This is a genomic window from Methanimicrococcus blatticola, from assembly GCF_004363215.1.
Classification (GTDB): Archaea; Halobacteriota; Methanosarcinia; order Methanosarcinales; family Methanosarcinaceae; genus Methanimicrococcus; species Methanimicrococcus blatticola.
The window spans coordinates 227,072-243,267 of sequence record NZ_SNYS01000006.1; the positions used below are offsets into that span (position 1 = coordinate 227,072).

Annotated in this window: 19 protein-coding genes, 2 tRNA genes and 1 pseudogene; 20 read left to right on the forward strand and 2 right to left on the reverse strand. The window is 44.3% G+C overall.

Annotated elements, in window-relative coordinates; translation table 11 throughout:
• Positions 1–284: 284 nt before the first annotated feature.
• The gene (locus C7391_RS03125; RefSeq protein ID WP_133517090.1) at positions 285–1,280 is read right to left on the reverse strand and encodes a hypothetical protein; all 996 of its coding nucleotides are present in this window, start codon (positions 1,278–1,280) and stop codon (positions 285–287) included.
• Positions 1,281–1,355: 75 nt separating this feature from the next.
• Positions 1,356–1,484: a hypothetical protein gene (locus C7391_RS08565; RefSeq protein WP_263295335.1), complete on the reverse strand. Its 129-nt coding sequence runs from the start codon at positions 1,482–1,484 to the stop codon at positions 1,356–1,358.
• Between the two features lie 685 nt (positions 1,485–2,169).
• On the opposite strand from C7391_RS08565, the gene C7391_RS03130 reads away from it, so the two are divergent.
• From C7391_RS03130 to C7391_RS03220, 20 genes and pseudogenes are all read left to right on the forward strand, one after another.
• Entirely contained in the window at positions 2,170–2,688 is a 519-nt protein-coding gene (locus C7391_RS03130) for a 50S ribosomal protein L18 (protein WP_133517091.1), read from the forward strand.
• A gap of 5 nt (positions 2,689–2,693) precedes the next feature.
• Complete coding sequence (locus C7391_RS03135; RefSeq protein ID WP_133517136.1) at positions 2,694–3,323, forward strand: 30S ribosomal protein S5; 630 nt, start codon at positions 2,694–2,696, stop codon at positions 3,321–3,323.
• Between the two features lie 2 nt (positions 3,324–3,325).
• Entirely contained in the window at positions 3,326–3,787 is a 462-nt protein-coding gene (locus C7391_RS03140; protein WP_133517092.1) for a 50S ribosomal protein L30, read from the forward strand.
• Between the two features lie 19 nt (positions 3,788–3,806).
• The gene (locus tag C7391_RS03145) at positions 3,807–4,286 is read left to right on the forward strand and encodes an uL15m family ribosomal protein (protein WP_133517137.1); all 480 of its coding nucleotides are present in this window, start codon (positions 3,807–3,809) and stop codon (positions 4,284–4,286) included.
• A gap of 309 nt (positions 4,287–4,595) precedes the next feature.
• Positions 4,596–6,077 carry a preprotein translocase subunit SecY gene (gene secY / locus C7391_RS03150; RefSeq protein WP_133517093.1) on the forward strand — a complete coding sequence of 494 codons (1,482 nt, stop codon included), beginning with the start codon at positions 4,596–4,598 and terminating at the stop codon, positions 6,075–6,077.
• A gap of 331 nt (positions 6,078–6,408) precedes the next feature.
• Positions 6,409–7,056, forward strand: coding sequence for an adenylate kinase (locus C7391_RS03155; RefSeq protein WP_133517094.1), 648 nt, complete (start codon positions 6,409–6,411; stop codon positions 7,054–7,056).
• A gap of 52 nt (positions 7,057–7,108) precedes the next feature.
• Entirely contained in the window at positions 7,109–7,723 is a 615-nt protein-coding gene (locus C7391_RS03160) for a DUF106 domain-containing protein (protein ID WP_133517095.1), read from the forward strand.
• Between the two features lie 46 nt (positions 7,724–7,769).
• Positions 7,770–8,318, forward strand: coding sequence for a (d)CMP kinase (cmk, locus tag C7391_RS03165; protein WP_133517096.1), 549 nt, complete (start codon positions 7,770–7,772; stop codon positions 8,316–8,318).
• Between the two features lie 57 nt (positions 8,319–8,375).
• A complete protein-coding gene (locus C7391_RS03170; RefSeq protein ID WP_133517097.1) occupies positions 8,376–9,449 on the forward strand; it encodes an RNA-guided pseudouridylation complex pseudouridine synthase subunit Cbf5 in 1,074 nt (357 codons plus the stop codon).
• 41 nt (positions 9,450–9,490) lie between these two features.
• Positions 9,491–9,573: transfer RNA gene (locus C7391_RS03175), tRNA-Ser, on the forward strand.
• A 178-nt stretch (positions 9,574–9,751) separates the two neighbouring features.
• Positions 9,752–9,892, forward strand: coding sequence for a hypothetical protein (locus tag C7391_RS08260; RefSeq protein ID WP_166627386.1), 141 nt, complete (start codon positions 9,752–9,754; stop codon positions 9,890–9,892).
• A 234-nt stretch (positions 9,893–10,126) separates the two neighbouring features.
• On the forward strand, positions 10,127–10,633 hold the full coding sequence (locus tag C7391_RS03180) for a 30S ribosomal protein S13 (protein WP_133517098.1): 507 nt from the start codon (positions 10,127–10,129) through the stop codon (positions 10,631–10,633).
• Between the two features lie 12 nt (positions 10,634–10,645).
• Positions 10,646–11,299 (forward strand): annotated as a pseudogene (locus C7391_RS03185) (30S ribosomal protein S4); the annotation flags it as partial.
• Positions 11,300–11,364: 65 nt separating this feature from the next.
• A complete protein-coding gene (locus tag C7391_RS03190; RefSeq protein WP_133517100.1) occupies positions 11,365–11,748 on the forward strand; it encodes a 30S ribosomal protein S11 in 384 nt (127 codons plus the stop codon).
• A gap of 89 nt (positions 11,749–11,837) precedes the next feature.
• A complete protein-coding gene (locus C7391_RS03195) occupies positions 11,838–12,641 on the forward strand; it encodes a DNA-directed RNA polymerase subunit D (RefSeq protein WP_263295333.1) in 804 nt (267 codons plus the stop codon).
• A gap of 127 nt (positions 12,642–12,768) precedes the next feature.
• Positions 12,769–12,855 (forward strand) — tRNA-Leu (locus tag C7391_RS03200).
• A 57-nt stretch (positions 12,856–12,912) separates the two neighbouring features.
• Positions 12,913–13,437: a KEOPS complex subunit Cgi121 gene (cgi121, locus tag C7391_RS03205; RefSeq protein WP_133517102.1), complete on the forward strand. Its 525-nt coding sequence runs from the start codon at positions 12,913–12,915 to the stop codon at positions 13,435–13,437.
• A gap of 51 nt (positions 13,438–13,488) precedes the next feature.
• A complete protein-coding gene (locus tag C7391_RS03210) occupies positions 13,489–13,698 on the forward strand; it encodes a hypothetical protein (RefSeq protein WP_133517103.1) in 210 nt (69 codons plus the stop codon).
• A gap of 34 nt (positions 13,699–13,732) precedes the next feature.
• Positions 13,733–14,815, forward strand: a complete 1,083-nt coding sequence (gene glpX, locus C7391_RS03215) for a class II fructose-bisphosphatase (protein ID WP_133517104.1) — start codon at positions 13,733–13,735, stop codon at positions 14,813–14,815.
• 36 nt (positions 14,816–14,851) lie between these two features.
• Positions 14,852–16,186 (forward strand): tRNA (N(6)-L-threonylcarbamoyladenosine(37)-C(2))-methylthiotransferase, encoded by a 1,335-nt coding sequence (locus tag C7391_RS03220; protein ID WP_133517105.1) that lies wholly within the window; start codon positions 14,852–14,854, stop codon positions 16,184–16,186.
• Positions 16,187–16,196 lie beyond the last annotated feature (10 nt).

Sequence of the window (16,196 nt, forward strand, 5' to 3'; positions counted from 1 at the left end):
TTGTTCCGGATTAAATATTCGGAATCAAAACACTCCCATCAAAAAAGGAACGATCTGTCGCAGATATCGTTTTTGGTTTCGTTTTTTGGTTGTTTGCGTTTTTGATTTTTCGTTTTTGATTCGATTTTGGTTCGTTTTTTGGTTCGTTTTTTGGTGTGTGTTTCGTTTTTGGGATTTTAGGGGTGGTGACCCTATTCGTTTTTGTGGTGTATGGTGGTTTGCGACTTCCGTTTTTGTTCCTTTTTTGTAATCATATTGCCTGTAAAAGCAACAGATATATCATCTTAATTTTTTGATTCGTTTTCAAAAAGTCTAAACAGTTCGAATATAATATCCTGCAAATTGCTTGATCTGCAGTAAATAAAACTGCTTCCCGGCGCGATAATCTCGCCGACGAATGCTCCTGCTTGTTCATCAGCCGTTGCATTTCCTTCCGCGCTGTTGTTCGTGATGACAGACGCGCCTGCAACTGTTCCGACGAAACCGCCGGCAGCGACATCCGCATTCACGTTTCCGACACACGAACTGTTTGATACAAACGCTTCCTTCGTCATTCCGATCAGGCCGCCGGCAGCAGCACAAGCCGAAACATCCGCTTGAGAGGTGCAGTTATCAATCATTCCGGAATCAACCATTCCGATCAAACCGCCGGCTCCTGTGTTTGAATAAATCATTCCGGTTCCGCGCATCGCTTTATAAACGCGGCAGTCTGTAATTTCTGTTTTTTCACCGGAAACAAAGCCGGCTAAAGGCCCTGTCGGCAAAACATTGAATTCCGAATCGGATTCCGCTCCCGGATTTTCTGTTGTCATGTTGCAGATGATTAAGCAAATATTTTTGATGTTTGCATTTTCAATATTGCCGAATAATCCGAAACCGTCAAAAGCAAAATTATTTTGTTTTTCGTTTCCGTTTTGTTTTTCGTTTCCGTTTTGTTTTTCATTCTGTTTTTCGTTTTGTTCTTCATTTTGTTTTTCGTTTTGTTCTTCATTTCGATTTTCATTTACGAGTGTGATGTCTTTACAAAATGTAATGGATTTATTGTTCCCGTCAAAAGTACCTGTAAACGGATAATCGTTGCATCCGATTGAATTCCAAACCGCATCCCGAATCGTAATATTTTCGGCAAGCGTATAGGAATCATTCAAACCGAACTCTCCCGTCCCGATTCTTTTCAAATCGTCTTCTGTTTCAATAACATGTTCAGCCGCGCAGGCAACAGATGTCAGCAATAAAATTGCAATTGCGGCAAACAGTATCTGAATCGTTTTTATTTTCATCGTTTTGTCTCTTTCCGTTTTTTACGATGGTTTAATACCGGTTATGCGGTGCTCAAATCTCTCTGACCGCCCTCATCACACCGATTCACATTGTTTTTCTTTGTCCGGGACAAGGGGTGTCATGTAAAGCGTGCGGTTTGAGGTGTGCGGTTTGAGTTGCGTGGTGTGAAGTGTGAGGCGCATCAAGTCGGTGAGCCAATACACTTATTGGTGAACCAATACCATGATTGTTCTGCCAATTCACTCATAATGAGCCGTAATTTTACAGTTTGTTTCGTTTTTTAGAATCAAATTTCATCTGTAATTGATGTTCCGGATTCATTCATTCCGACGTTTTTGATTTTTTTAGAGAATGAACAACTCGGAAGTGTTTTCGATTATTCTTCGAAAACAAACAATTTTCTATTCGTGTTCGCCTTTATATAATTTTTTTAGCGGAATATGCCACTAATTATGGAAAAATAGAAAAAGGTGTAAAAGTAGAAAAAGGTATAAAAATAGAAAGGTTTTAAAACACAGGAAATCTAAAAAAATCAAAAATGAAGCCGTATTTTTCTGTTTTTCAGTTCATTTATGGTGTCGTCTTTCGTTTTTCAATTCATTTAAGCCGTTTTCTTCAGTTTTTCAGTTCATTTTAGTCTTCTTCTTCCGCCTTTCAGTTCATTTCGGGTTTTGCCAGAAACCTTATATACTCAAAACCTGTATTACCAAATCCTTTCACAGGACATCTTTTGCGGTTCAATTATTATTGAACATTTATGCACTGTGAATTTCTGTTTCATTAAGCGATTAATGAGCAGCCGAATTAATGTTTCATTTCTTGTGATTCTTAGTTCATTTTTAATTTAGATTCTATTAAAATTAATACAAAATAGTTGAGGAGCTAGTTATGGCAACAGGACCAAGATATAAGGTTCCCATGAGAAGAAGAAGAGAGGGTCGTACCAACTACCACTCCCGTCTCGCACTCCTTCTCTCCAAAGAGGACCGCGTTGTCGTGCGCAAAAGCACACGCAATGTACAGATACAGCTTATAGCCCCAACACCGATCGGCGATGTCACATATTCTTCTGCCATCTCAACCGAACTCGGTAAATACGGCTACAGCGGACCGACAGGAAACACAACCGCAGCATACTTAACCGGTTTGCTTTTCGGACTCAGAACCCTTAAGAACGGTTATGAATACGGCATTCTTGATATCGGACTTCATGCATCCACTTCCGGATCACGCGTTTACGCAGCTTTAAAAGGCATCGTTGACGCCGGCTTTGAAATCCCCCACGATGAATCCATTTTCCCGTCCGATGAACGCATTCGCGGTGAAGTCGCGGCAGAATACAACGGCTCTGACTTGCCGGCACAGTTCGACGCTGCAGTCGAGAAAATCAAAGCGGAGTTCAAGTGAGAAACATGGCTTACAATGAAGACGAATGGGTCCCGAAGACAAGACTCGGAAAGCTTGTCGCAGAAGGACAAATTACAACAATGGAAGACGCTCTCAAATCCCGTTATCCTTTAAGAGAACCCCAAATCGTGGACGCGCTCTTGCCGGGACTTGAAGACGAAGTTCTTGACATTAATATGGTTCAGAGAATGACTGACTCCGGCAGACGTGTTAAGTTCAGAGCAACCGTTATCGTCGGAAACGGCGACGGTTATGTCGGTATCGGTCAGGGTAAAGATGTTCAGGTCGGAAACGCCATCAAAAAGGCAATCGACGCTGCAAAATTAAACATCACGCACATCAAACGCGGCTGCGGTTCTTGGGAATGCGCCTGCGGAAAAGAACACACTGTTCCCTTTGAAGCCACAGGCAAGATCGGCAGTGTCGTTGTGACATTGGTTCCCGCACCCAGAGGTCTCGGCCTCGCTGCCGGAAGCACTGCCAGAAAAGTGCTTGAGAAAGCAGGTATCAAAGACATCTGGACCCAGACTTCCGGAACCACCCGTACAACGCTCAACTTTGCCAAAGCAACTTTTGAAGCGTTAAACAACGTCAACACAATGCGCATGCCTAAGAAGGGCAACGGAGGTGTCTGATTATGTACGCAGTTATCAGAGTCAGAGGATCAGTCGCAGTCAGAGAATCAATTGCGGACACACTTAAAATGCTCCGTCTCCACAAAGTGAATCACTGCGTTTTTCTTCCGGAAAACGATGTTTACAAAGGCATGATCCAGAAATCCAAAGACTATATCGCATATGGTACAGTCAACGCGGAAACTGTTGCGGAAATCTTTGAAACCCGTGGCAGACTCGAAGGCGGCGAACGCTTAACCGACGCATACATTAAGGAAACAACCCCTTACGCAACCATCAAAGAATTTGCAGAAGCATTCGTTGACGGAAAAATCGCAATTAAGGATGTTCCCGCAATGAAGCCGGTTTTCAGACTTCACCCGCCGAGAAAAGGACACGCAGGTTTGAAGAGAACCGTTCAACAGGGCGGCGTTCTCGGTAACCACGGCGAAGACATTGCAGTGCTTTTGCACAAAATGAGATAAGGTGGTTTTCATGGGACACATCAGAACTAAAAAATACAGAGGATCACGCACCTGCGGCGGCGGTACCCACAAGAACAGAAGAGGTGCCGGTAACCGCGGTGGTCGCGGACATGCGGGCGGTAACGCTCACCACTTCATCCGTGCCATGCGCGAAGGATACAGACCCGGTTACATCTACAAAGGATTTACCAGACCGGCTATCGTTGATACTCCGGTTTTCATCGTCAATGTCGGCGAATTGGATGAACTCGTTTCTTTCCTTCACGAAAATGAAGCGGATTATATCACAAAAGACGGCGACAAATTCGTTGTTGACCTTTATGATATCGGAATCGACAAAGTTCTCGGCAGCGGCCGTGTGACTAAAGCGATGATCGTTAAGGCTGAAATGTTCTCCGCATCTGCCCGCTCCAAGATTGAAGCAGCAGGCGGCGAATGTATCGAAGTCGGTTTTGACGACGAATTCGAAGAAGACGATTCAGAAGAAGCAGAAGAGTAAGCTTTTTGCTTCTCTTTTTCTTTATTTTTATTTCGTTTGATTCATTCGCTTCGTTCATATGATTGCTGTTTTGAGTCGTCATATGAATATTTGCATTTCAACAATACAAAAATATATTAATACTATTAATCGCTATCATTTTCATCTTTCATCTGTTTTACGGATGAATTTTTCACCCGCCGTTTGCGGTTGATTTGCTCAAATTTATCTAATATTTCACAATTACAAATTTAATTATCAAATGTATTCCGAAAATGCAGGGGTTGCTGAAGCTTCTTTTTGTGTTTTCGTGAAAGTCAGGTGTCAACAATGAGTTTCAGGAGTGTAATGGAGCCTATCTTTGCAAGGTTACCCGCTGTCGCCAGACCTGATAAACAAGTGTTGTTCAAAAATAAAATTATGTGGACGCTTGCGATTCTCGCGCTCTACTTTATTTTATCGAACATTCCCTTGTTTGGTATGTCGGCCGAATCGATTGACTTATTTGCGCATTATCGCGCGTTCTTCGCCGGTGCGACCGGATCATTAATCGTTCTCGGTATTGGTCCGATTGTGACGGCATCCATTATTCTGCAGCTTTTAGTCGGCGGTGACATTATCCACTTAGATTTGTCCGACCCGCGCGACCAATCTTACTTCCAAGGCGCTCAAAAGTTCCTTGTTTTCATTATGATTATTCTTGAGACGCTTCCTCAGCTTTTCGGTTACATTCAACCTGACGCCGGATTGGCTGCGGCACTCGGTGTCGATACGTGGGTGATTACTTTATTCTTGTTCATCCAGATTTGTATCGGCGGCGTTTTGATTATGTATATGGACGAAGTCGTTTCCAAATGGGGTATCGGCTCCGGTATCAGTTTGTTCATCGTTGCCGGTGTTTCACAGTCTATTGTGACCGGTTTGGTGAACTGGCTCCCCGGTACTGACGGATTTGCAATCGGTCTCATTCCGAAATGGGTCCAGTTGATTTCCAGCGGCGAACTCGGTTCCCTCTTCTCTTCGTTTGACGGTATACTCTACCTCTTGGTGAATGCCGGTATCTTGTCACTCATTTCAACGGTCATCATCTTCGTTGTTGTCGTTTACGTTGAGAGTGTCAGAATTGAAATTCCGCTTTCCCACACATCCGTTCGCGGTGCCCGCGGTAAATTCCCTGTGAAGTTGATTTACGCTTCCGTTTTGCCGATGATTTTGGTCCGCGCGCTTCAGGCAAACATTCAGTTAATCGGTGTTTTACTCGCCGGCAGAGGTATTACATTCCTCGGCGAATATTCCGGTTCAACGCCTGTTAACGGCATTATGTATTATCTCTCGGCAATCAACAGTCCGTCGGATTGGATTCCGTCTTTGGTTCAGTCCAATTACGCTTCCATGGGCTTTGACGCGCCCGCGCTTTGGCAGATCGGTCTTCACGTCGGTGTCGACGCTTTCCTGCTTGTTGCCGGCGGTATTATCTTTGCTCTCTTCTGGATTGAAACAACCGGAATGGGCGCTAAGCAAACGGCCAAAAAGATTTACAATTCCGGAATGCAGGTTCCCGGTTTCAGAAACAACATTGCATCCATTGAAAAGTATATGCAGCGTTACATCCCGAAAGTGACCATTATCGGCGGTGCGTTCATCGGTCTCTTGACTTTGTTCGCCAGTTTGCTCGGTACGGTCGGCAGCGCGGGCGGGACAGGTCTGCTTTTGACGGTCAGTATTGTCTACCGTTTGTACGAGGATCTCGCGTCTGAGCAGCTGATGGAAATGCATCCGATGCTTCGGTCGTTCCTCGGAAAAGAAGATTAATGTTTTAAGTTCAACTCAAAGACTTAGGCGAAATTCGCTTAAGTCTTTTTTTTGGTTTATGAATGTTCGGTATTGCCGACGCAAAACGGTCGCCGCGCGCGAACGGCACAGGTTTCTAAAAAATAAAACCGATATTCGTTTTCAAAATAATATATAAAATGCAGAAGCGATTCCTTTTCATTTTTTCATCAAATTCTGCTTTTTTCGTTTGTCGTTTTTTGTATTTTTCGTTATGGAATCCTTTTTATAACAAAAATGTTAATTTCTTTTACTTCTGATACAACAGATTTTAAACCATTTCTGAATTCAGTTTTATATTTTAGGTGATTTTATGGATATTATTTTATTCGGCCCTCCGGGCGCCGGTAAAGGGACTCAGGCACAAAAGCTCTCTCAAAAATACGGTATTCCTCAAATTTCAACAGGAGACATTCTCCGCGCAAATGTTAAAGACGGAACCGAACTCGGTTTAGAAGCAAAAAAATACATGGACGCAGGCGAACTCGTCCCTGATGCTGTTTTAATCGGCATTATTAAAGACAGACTTCTTCAGCCCGATTGCGCAAACGGCTTTTTGCTTGATGGCTATCCGAGAACCATTCCGCAAGCCGACGCATTGGCCGGAATTTTGGATGAAATTAAAAAACCGATTGACGTTGTCATCAATATTGTCGTTCCGAACGAAGATTTGGTGAAGCGCCTTTCCGGCAGATGGATGTCCGGTTGCGGTGCCAGCTATCACACCGTTTTCAACCCGCCGAAAGCAGAAGGCGTCTGCGATGTTTGCGGCGACAAATTGTTCCAAAGACCGGATGACACTTCCGAAGCTGTTTCCAATCGCTTGGATGTTTATCAAAAGCAAACTGCGCCTTTGGTTGATTATTATAATGAAAAAGGTCTTCTCAAAGACATTGACGGCACAAAAGATATTGATGTCGTTTTTGCCGAGATTGACAAAATCGTGGCATCTTTTAAATAAAAAGACTGTCTCTCAAATTTAAATTAAAAGTACAGGTCGGATTATTTTGGATATGCAAAAAGTCAGAGAATGGGCGAATAAAATCATATTAGGTGCCGGTTTAATTCTTTTTATCGGCATTATGATTCCGAGTGTCCGCAATATCATCGGTGAAGTCATGAATGTTCTCATGTCACCGGTTGTTTCTCTTGTGGGCGATCAGAATTTCTTTTTAATTTTATCGGCCATGGCGATTATTACGGCTATTTATTCTTCTCTCATCCAGAAATATGTGGTGGATCAGTCTAAAATGATTGAATTCCAGGAAAAAATGAAAATTTTCCAAAAAGAGATGAAAGAGGCTCAAGAATCGCAGAACACTTACATGCTCAAACGCTTGGAAGAACAGCAGGCTGAGATTATGCAAGAGCAGATGGGAATGATGAAAGACCAGTTTAAGCCGATGCTTTACATCGTTTTGGTTTCTATTCCGTTTTTGATGTGGGCTTATTACTACATCGGCGGTCATCCCGACGCGTCTATGCTTTTCCCGTTCTGGGGCGAACAGTTGCTGAGTGACCGTGTTTTCTATATGTTCACGTACTGGCTTTTCTGGTACTTCCTGTCCTCCTTGGCTTTCAGCCAGGTGCTCAGAAAATTCTTGAACATTCGTGCCGCCGGCATGTAATGTTCTTTCCTTTTCTTTTTATTTCATTCAAACAAAGGTGCATGAGATGATTATCACAATCAGCGGACTTCCGGGAACCGGCACGACAACCGTTTCTTTGCTTTTGAAAGAGCGTTCCGGCTTGGACTTTATTTCTTCGGGCGAAATTTTCAGAGGCATTGCCAAAGAAATGAATCTCTCGCTTGCCGAATTCGGAAAGCTTGCCGAGTCCGACCCGAAATATGATCATCAAATTGATGAACGCCAAAAAGAAATTTCAAAAACACAGGACAATCTGATTTTAGAAGGCCGTCTCGCGGGACACATGTCTCTTGAAGTTCCGCCGAGTCAAAAAATTTTGCGCGTTTTATTGAAAGCGCCTTTAGAAACCCGCGTTCGAAGAATTATGAATCGCGAACAATCCAATTCCTCTTTTAAGTTTGAATTGGACCAAACGAAAACAAGAGAAGAATCCGAAAGGGTTCGATATGAAATGTATTACGGCATTGACATTGAGGATATGTCAATTTATGATTTGGTGATTGACTCTTCGAAATTTGATCCGGAAACGATTGCGGATTTGATTTTGCAAGCTGTTGATTCTGTCAACAAATAATTTTCTCTTTTTTTAATCATCGCTATCTTTTTAATCCAAATCCCCGTTTTCCTTTCAATGAAAAAACAAAAGGGAAAGGAAAAAAAGCCGGAATCCGAACTTTACCGCAATGATTGGTTTTTTGCCGACAGCGGAGATTTTGTCTCTTTGACAGATTCTTCAGCCGGCGAATTTGGTACTTTCCCGAGTGAACGCCCGATTGAAGAATACATCAATAAGGGCGTCGTTGTTCTCAATAAACCCGCCGGCCCGACAAGCCATGAAGTGGCGGCTTTTGTTCGCGATATTTTAGAAGTGAATGTTGCCGGCCATTCGGGATCTTTGGATCCGGGTGTCACAGGCGTTCAGCCGGTGATGATCGGCAAAGCAACGCGCGCTGTCGCAGCACTTCGTTTATCCGGCAAAGAATATATTTGTTTGATGAAAATGCAGCGCTCGGTTCCAGAAAAACTGATCCGCTCAACCGTTTCGGAATTTGTCGGCAGCGTTTATCAAATGCCGCCGGTTCGGTCAGCGGTCAAACGTGCGCTTCGATTGCGCAAAATCTATTATATTGATGTTTTGGAAATTCAAGACACATATGTTTTGATGCGTGTCGGCTGTGAAGCAGGCACTTACATCCGCAAACTCTGTCACGATATCGGACTTGCGCTCGGTGTCGGCGCGCAAATGCAGGAACTTGTCCGCTCCAAAGCCGGTCCGTTTACGGATGCGCGTCCCGTCTCTTTGCAGGAACTCAAAGACGCTTACGTGATTTGGAAAGAATCAGGCGATGAATCTTATCTTCGTGATCTTATCTTGCCGATGGAATCTGCCTTCTCTCAGCTCCCGCGGCTTGTTGCGCGCGACACAGCGGTTGATGCGCTCTGTTCAGGCGCGTTTTTAGCGCGTCCCGGATTGGCAGGCTACAGCACGAACATCAAAAAAGGCGATTTGGTTGCCGTTTTCTCTCAAAAAGGGGAAATCATTTCTCTTTCCATTGCTTTAATGTCGCCTGGGGAAATTTCTGAAAACGAGCACGGATTTGTTGCAAAACCGAAAGCGGTTTTGATGGATAAAGGAATTTATCCGGCGGTTTGGAAAAATAAAAACGAACGCGAAAAATGCGCTTTTTCTGCCGTTGAAGAATAAGAAATATATACCAGAAATCTGTTTTATAATTCCTGCTTCATGCCGAGGTAGTCTAGTGGTAGGGCGCAAGCCTGGAAAGCTTGTGGGGCGCAGCCCCTCGGGAGTTCAAATCTCCCTCTCGGCGCTTTTCTTTCTATCTTTTATTATATTTTTATTTCATTTTGTTTTACAAATGTTAATTATTGAGATTATTCTATTGTTTTTTTTATTATACAATATTTTGAATCTTAATCCTTTGCAGCACCACGAAAAAAACCATTTTTTCAGAAACAAATATATTCTTTACACGCGTTTTTAAAACTATGAATGACATAGACCTCTCACGTCTTCATAATTCGTTGGTTTACTACTTGGTAAATATGGGTACGTTGGATCAAATTCACGATGCTGATGAAATGACAATTTCCGTTATCGAAGATATGTCTCACAGCTATGCAGCATAATTTTTCAGTAAAAGGGGTTGTTTCGGTTGCAGAGTGGATAACTCATACGTTTTGTTTTTTCATTTTTTTCTTATTTTTACGTTTCTTAGAGTTCTGCCTGAAAAGGTTATATAAGATGAATCCTTTAGGTTTCAAGCATTTGATTGAAGCCTGTTTACTTTTATCGGGCTGCTCGTAGCTGTTTTCATACTGTTCGGGCTACATGATGCGTTTTTCCCCTAAGGAGGAAAACTTATGGCAAAGAAACAAAAAGAAAATTTAGAAGAAGGTCTTGAACCGGTCGCAGCAGAAGTGCCGGAAGAAGACGAAATAAAGCATCTTGTTCGTATTATGAATACCGACTTGAAAGGTGCCAACCAAGTTCAATACGCTTTAACAGGTATTGACGGCATCGGTCTCCGTATTTCTAAAATTATCGCAAAAGATGCAGGTGTCGACCCCAAAGCAATCATCGGTTACTTACCCGATGAAGATGTTGCAAAGTTGGATGCTGCAATCTTGAACATTGAAAAATCCACACCTACCTGGATGTTAAACAGACAGAAAGATTTGATGACAGGTGAGGACAAGCACTTGCTCGGCATTGACATTGAATTAACATTCAAAGAAGATACCAACAACTTGAAGAAAGTCCGTGCTTACAGAGGTCTCAGACACGAAAGAGGACTCAAAGTCAGAGGACAGAGAACCAAATCCACAGGCAGACGCGGATCAACCGTCGGTGTCAGAAAGAAGAAGTGATGGTGAGTTGAAATGGTATATCCGGGTAAGAAACACAAGTCTTATGAAACACCGAACCACCCCTGGCAAGACACCAGAATGGCCGGTGAAGTTGAATTGGTCAAGGCCTATGGTCTCAGAAACAAAAGAGAAGTCTGGAAAGCGGAAAGTATTCTCCGTAAATACAGATCTGACGCAATGAGTCTTTTGGCTATCGTCGCTTCTTCTCCTGACGGAGAATTGAAAGGACACGCCAAAGTCGAAGCTGACCAAATTCTCGGCAGATTAATCCGCTACGGTATCTTGAAACCTGATTCCGGCGTTGATGATATTTTGGGCTTAAAATCCGAAAACATTCTTGAACGCAGACTCCAAACACAGGTCTTAAGACTCGGTCTTGCAAGAACAATCCGCCAGTCCCGCCAGTTTATTACACACGGTCACATTGCAATCAACGGCAGAAGAGCAACCATTCCGAGCATGCTCATTTCAAAAGAAGATGAAATGAACATCAGTTATTATGGCGAATCTCCGTTGACCACGGAATCACACCCCGAAAGACCGATTCAGATCGCATCCGCAATCGCTGACGGCTTAACACTCAGAGCAGTTGCCGAAAACAACAAAAAGGCACGCGCTCAGAATGATGCCGGCAAGAAAGGCGGCAGAGGCGGTAGAGGCGGCAGAGGCGCACCCCGCGGTCCCCCGCGTACAGGCGCAGCACCCGCAGCAGCTCCCGGGAGGAACTAATTATGTCTGAAATGAAATGGGCTGTCGCTCACATTAAATCTTCATTCAACAACACCATCATCACCGTGACAGACTTAACCGGTGCCGAAACCATCGCCAAATCTTCAGGCGGTATGGTTGTTAAAGCGGCCCGCGATGAAAGTTCACCGTACACGGCAATGCAGATGGCAAACCAACTTGCAGAACAATTAAAAGACAAAGGCATCACCGGCATTCACATTAAAGTGAGAGCGCCCGGCGGCAACAAACAGAGAAACCCCGGACCCGGTGCACAGGCAACCATCCGTGCCTTTGCTCGTGCAGGTATCCGCATTGGCAGAATCGAAGACGTGACTCCGATTCCCCACGACGGTACCAGACCCAAAGGCGGCAAACACCGCGTTTAAGGTTTGAACAAAATATTAAATATAATCGACAGAATTGATTTCTGTTCGATTATTTTCTTTCTATTTTTTGGAACTTCAGGTGAATTCAGATGGATATTGATATTATCGAGTTGTCTAAAGGCTCGGCGAAGTTTGTCCTCTCGGGAACGAACCCCGCTTTTGCAAACGGTATTCGTCGCGCAATGATTGCGGACGTTCCGACGCTTGCAATTGAATACGTCAATTTGTATGACAACACGTCCGTTCTCTATGACGAGCAGCTCGGCCTCCGTCTCGCGCTCGTTCCTTTAACAACGGACGGCGACTATGTTCCGCAATCCGATTGTGACTGCGGTGCCGTTGACGGTGTCGGCTGTCCCAACTGCGAAGTTTCTCTTCGTTTGGACGTCGAAGGCCCGAAAATGGTTTACTCCGGCGACTTCATTTCCGCCGACCCGAAAGTTCGCCCCGCGGATGAAAAAATCCCGATCGTCGAACTGAAAGAAGGTCAGCGTGTGATGCTTGAAGCAATCGCTCATGTCGGCTACGGTCGCGATCATGTTCGCTGGCAGGCAGGCGTTGCATGCGGTTACAAACACCTTCCGACTGTTGAAGTCGAACCGTGTCCCGAATGCGGCAATGTTTTAGTCGAATGTCCCGAACACGCCGTTTTCATGGCGCGCAGTATTGAAAATTTAACGGAAAAAGACGAATTGAAGTGCATTAAATGCGGTAACGTCAGACACATTTTTGATTTGACCGACCCGTCTCTTAAAGTCACTTATGACCAGCACACTTTTGTTTTCTCTTTGGAATCTGACGGATCCTATTCCGCTTCCGAATTGATTTTAAAAGCCGCCGATGTCATCAAAGGACGCGCTCAAGAGTTTTCCGACATTTTAAAAGATCTCTAAATAAGGTTTTACCTTATTTTTTCTTTCTTTTATATCTAAAACAAAAACCGAAAACCGCCGTAACAACACCTTTATATACGATAAATCGTATTTTTGGCTTTGTTCGTTTTCGAATATATTTCATTGTGCGAGGGTTGCCCAGCCGGTCAAAGGCGCTAGGTTGAGGGCCTAGTCTCGTAGGAGTTCGTGGGTTCGAATCCCATCCCTCGCACCACAACATCTCATTCTTCAATTTCAAAATCTTTTTAATCCATTCGCTCTATTTCTGATTATGAACGCTGATGAAATACGGATTGTTCCGGGTTGCTTTTTTATTGACGACCTGCCTGCTTTTTTACAATCATTAAATGATTTTTCAGCGAAGCATAATATTAAAATTCAAGGCTTTGATGCCCGAAAAATTGTTGACATAAATCATTTGCTTTTTTCAATTCATCGCGCCCGTTCCGCTTTTGAAAACAATGTTAACGAAGCCAAAGACATCGGCTTGGAAGTTCTGCGTTTTTCATCCGGTCAGCGAAAGATTGACAAGTCATTTTCAATGGGCTTAATTCAGGGCGAAAACCGCTCCATTTTCGTTTTTTTCGGTGATTCAATGGAACTGTTAGAAAATGCCGAAAACGCGTTTAAAACGGAATTTGAGCTGAAAGAATGCGCCGATTTGACGATTGAAGACAAGAAGCCGTTTTTAATGAAACAATTCGAGATTGCCGATGCCGAATTGGCGGTTGCGGGCGACTCCCGTCTCAAAGATTTGGTCATGGAACGCGTTGCTCTTGTCGATGTGACGCGCTGATCTCATTTGCTGCTGCTTGCTGCGAACTGTAGCTGCAGGCTGTTTGCTTACATGCATCTGCTATTTTTTATCACATCCGTTCGCTGCGCGAACGTGCCGTATCTACCTGCCGTTTGCATTTGCCGGTACTGTTGCCGCATTGCAGCTGTCGCTGCCTGCTACCGCCGCCGCGCGCGAATGCCGCCGTTTTTATCAAACTCGAAAATCCGCCTCCGTTTTTTCGAATTCTTGAAAACTTTTAACTATGAACAATCCTTTTAAAAATCATTTCAGAATTTCAAAATGAGTGATTATCATGCCGCATCCGAAAACAACCGAAGAGATGATGGCCGCCGCAGGCCCAATTGAAAAAAACTTATCTTTATCTTTACTCCAAATTACAGAAGCTGCCGCTGTGGCTTCCGCTTATCAGGTCGGAAAAGGCGACCGCAAGTATGCCGACCATGTCGCTGTTGAAGCCATGCGCCGCGTTCTCAATCATATCGACATGAAAGGAACGGTTAAAATCGGCGAAGGCGAAAGAGACGAGGCGCCGATGCTCTATATCGGCGAAGCCGTCGGCACCGGAAACGGTCCTGAAGTTGAAATCGCAGTCGACCCGCTGGAAGGCACAAACCTGGCAGCCGATGACGTGAATGGCTCCATCGCCGTGATGTCCATGGCCGAAAAAGGCGGCATTTTTTACGGCCCCGATATCTATTTCGATAAAATCGTTGTCGGCCCGAAAGTCGTTTTGTACGAAAAGAAAACGGGTGAAAAAATCAATTTAGACGCTCCTGTTCTCGACAATTTAAAAATCGTTTCAAAAGCGCTTGATAAAAAAATCGAAGACTTAACCGTCGTTGTTTTGGAACGCGACAGACACAATCAAAAAATCAAAGACATCCGCGCTGCCGGCGCACGCGTCCGCCTTATTCCCGATGGCGATTTGCTTCCGGGCGTCATGACCTGCTTTGAAGAGTCAGGCGTTGACATGGTCATGGGCGCGGGCGGTTCAGGTGAAGCTGTTTTGACCGCAAGCGCACTCAAATGTCTCGGCGGAAAAATCACGGGGCGTCTTGTTTTGCCGAGCGTTGCCAACGAAAAATCCGAAGACGACATCTTAAAAGAATTCGCAGAAAAATTGCCCCGCCTTCAAAAAATGGGCATCGCCGAAAACGAAATCGATATGATCCGCGAAACCGATGACTTGGTTCCCGGAAAAGATGTGATTTTTGCGGCAACCGCTGTCACTGACGGCCCGTTCATGAAAGGCACAAAACTGCTCGGCGACGGTGACGCGTGCATGACAAGCATTCTGACCGGCAGCTCCGGTGCCGTTCGCATCACGCAAAGCGTTTACATCAAGGACAAGGAAAACAAATCCTTCTCCTTCTAAAAACTTTAAGTTTTAATTTTTTTGTTTCGTTTGAATATGAAAATCTATTTTGAAACATTCGGCTGTTCCGCAAATCAAGCATCGGCAGAAACGATGCGCGGAATCATCCGGGATATGGGTTTTGAATTCACTTCCGAAAAAGAAGCGGACGTGTATATCTGCAACAGCTGTACGGTCAAGTATACGACCGAGCAGAAAATTCTGCACAAAATCAGAACCTTCGGCGAGCGCGGCAAAGATGTGATTGTTTGCGGCTGCATGCCTGAAGTTCAGTTGGATTTGATTCTCAATGCCAATCCCGAAAGTTATATTGTCGGCGTCCGGTCTGTCAACGGCTTGAAAGATCTTCTTCAAAAAATCAAAGACAAAAAATCCGCGCCGCTTGAAGAAAATCATGATTACGTTCCCGTTCGAATTTCTTCTCAAACGCCGGAAGGATTTCTGAATCTTCCTAAAATCCGCTATCATGACAACATTCACATCTGTCAGATTTCAACCGGCTGCCGCTTCGGCTGTTCTTATTGCATCGTGCGTCTTGCGCGCGGCGATTTGGTATCTTTTCCGCCCGAAGAAATCGTTGAAGATGTCAAAGCCGCGGTTGCCGAAGGTTGTTCCGAGATTTGGCTGACATCGCAGGATGACAGTCAATACGGCATGGATTTTTCAAATGGGTCGCCTTACTCGGGAACGCGTTTGCCGGATTTGCTGAGCCGGATTGCCGCCATTCCCGGCGATTTTAAAATTCGTGTCGGGATGATGAATCCGTTTTCCATCAAGCCGATTCTTCCGGAATTAATTGATGCTTTTGATCATCCGAAAATCTACAAGTTTCTTCATATTCCGATTCAATCCGCATCAGAAGGTGTTTTAAAAAACATGAATCGGCATTATTCGATGGAAGACGTTGATGAAATTATCGCCGTTTTCAAGACTCGTTTTCCTGACCTGACGCTTTTTACGGACATTATCGTCGGATTTTGCGGCGAAACCGATTCGGATTTCGAAGAAACGACGGCGTGGGTTCAAAAATATAAACCCGATAAAATCAACATTTCCAAATATTCGCCGCGCCCCGGGACGAAAGCATTTACGCTTCGAAATCTCGATTCCAGAATTCTCACCGCCCGCTCGCGTGATTTAACGGAAGTGACAGACCGGCTGAAATTGGAGACAAAAAACCAAAGAATCGGAAAAATCGAAGATGTCTTCATCTCAAAATACGGCAAAGAAAGCGGTGTTTTAGCCCGAACCGCAGATTACAAACCCGTGGTTCTCAATGAAAAAGGATTAAAACCCGGCATGAACGCCAAAATTCAAATCGTTGAAGCAACACCCGGGTACTTTATCGGAAAATTGATTGAAATTTTGTAAATTTCTTTTT

Coding starts and splice junctions, on each gene's coding strand:
- C7391_RS03125 (WP_133517090.1), bottom strand. CDS start 1,280: ATGAAAATAAAAACGATTCAGATACTGTTTGCCGCAATTGCAATTTTA.
- C7391_RS03130 (WP_133517091.1), top strand. CDS start 2,170: ATGGCAACAGGACCAAGATATAAGGTTCCCATGAGAAGAAGAAGAGAG.
- C7391_RS03135 (WP_133517136.1), top strand. CDS start 2,694: ATGGCTTACAATGAAGACGAATGGGTCCCGAAGACAAGACTCGGAAAG.
- C7391_RS03140 (WP_133517092.1), top strand. CDS start 3,326: ATGTACGCAGTTATCAGAGTCAGAGGATCAGTCGCAGTCAGAGAATCA.
- secY (WP_133517093.1), top strand. CDS start 4,596: ATGAGTTTCAGGAGTGTAATGGAGCCTATCTTTGCAAGGTTACCCGCT.
- C7391_RS03155 (WP_133517094.1), top strand. CDS start 6,409: ATGGATATTATTTTATTCGGCCCTCCGGGCGCCGGTAAAGGGACTCAG.
- C7391_RS03160 (WP_133517095.1), top strand. CDS start 7,109: ATGCAAAAAGTCAGAGAATGGGCGAATAAAATCATATTAGGTGCCGGT.
- cmk (WP_133517096.1), top strand. CDS start 7,770: ATGATTATCACAATCAGCGGACTTCCGGGAACCGGCACGACAACCGTT.
- C7391_RS03170 (WP_133517097.1), top strand. CDS start 8,376: ATGAAAAAACAAAAGGGAAAGGAAAAAAAGCCGGAATCCGAACTTTAC.
- C7391_RS08260 (WP_166627386.1), top strand. CDS start 9,752: ATGAATGACATAGACCTCTCACGTCTTCATAATTCGTTGGTTTACTAC.
- C7391_RS03180 (WP_133517098.1), top strand. CDS start 10,127: ATGGCAAAGAAACAAAAAGAAAATTTAGAAGAAGGTCTTGAACCGGTC.
- C7391_RS03190 (WP_133517100.1), top strand. CDS start 11,365: ATGTCTGAAATGAAATGGGCTGTCGCTCACATTAAATCTTCATTCAAC.
- C7391_RS03195 (WP_263295333.1), top strand. CDS start 11,838: ATGGATATTGATATTATCGAGTTGTCTAAAGGCTCGGCGAAGTTTGTC.
- cgi121 (WP_133517102.1), top strand. CDS start 12,913: ATGAACGCTGATGAAATACGGATTGTTCCGGGTTGCTTTTTTATTGAC.
- C7391_RS03210 (WP_133517103.1), top strand. CDS start 13,489: ATGCATCTGCTATTTTTTATCACATCCGTTCGCTGCGCGAACGTGCCG.
- glpX (WP_133517104.1), top strand. CDS start 13,733: ATGCCGCATCCGAAAACAACCGAAGAGATGATGGCCGCCGCAGGCCCA.
- C7391_RS03220 (WP_133517105.1), top strand. CDS start 14,852: ATGAAAATCTATTTTGAAACATTCGGCTGTTCCGCAAATCAAGCATCG.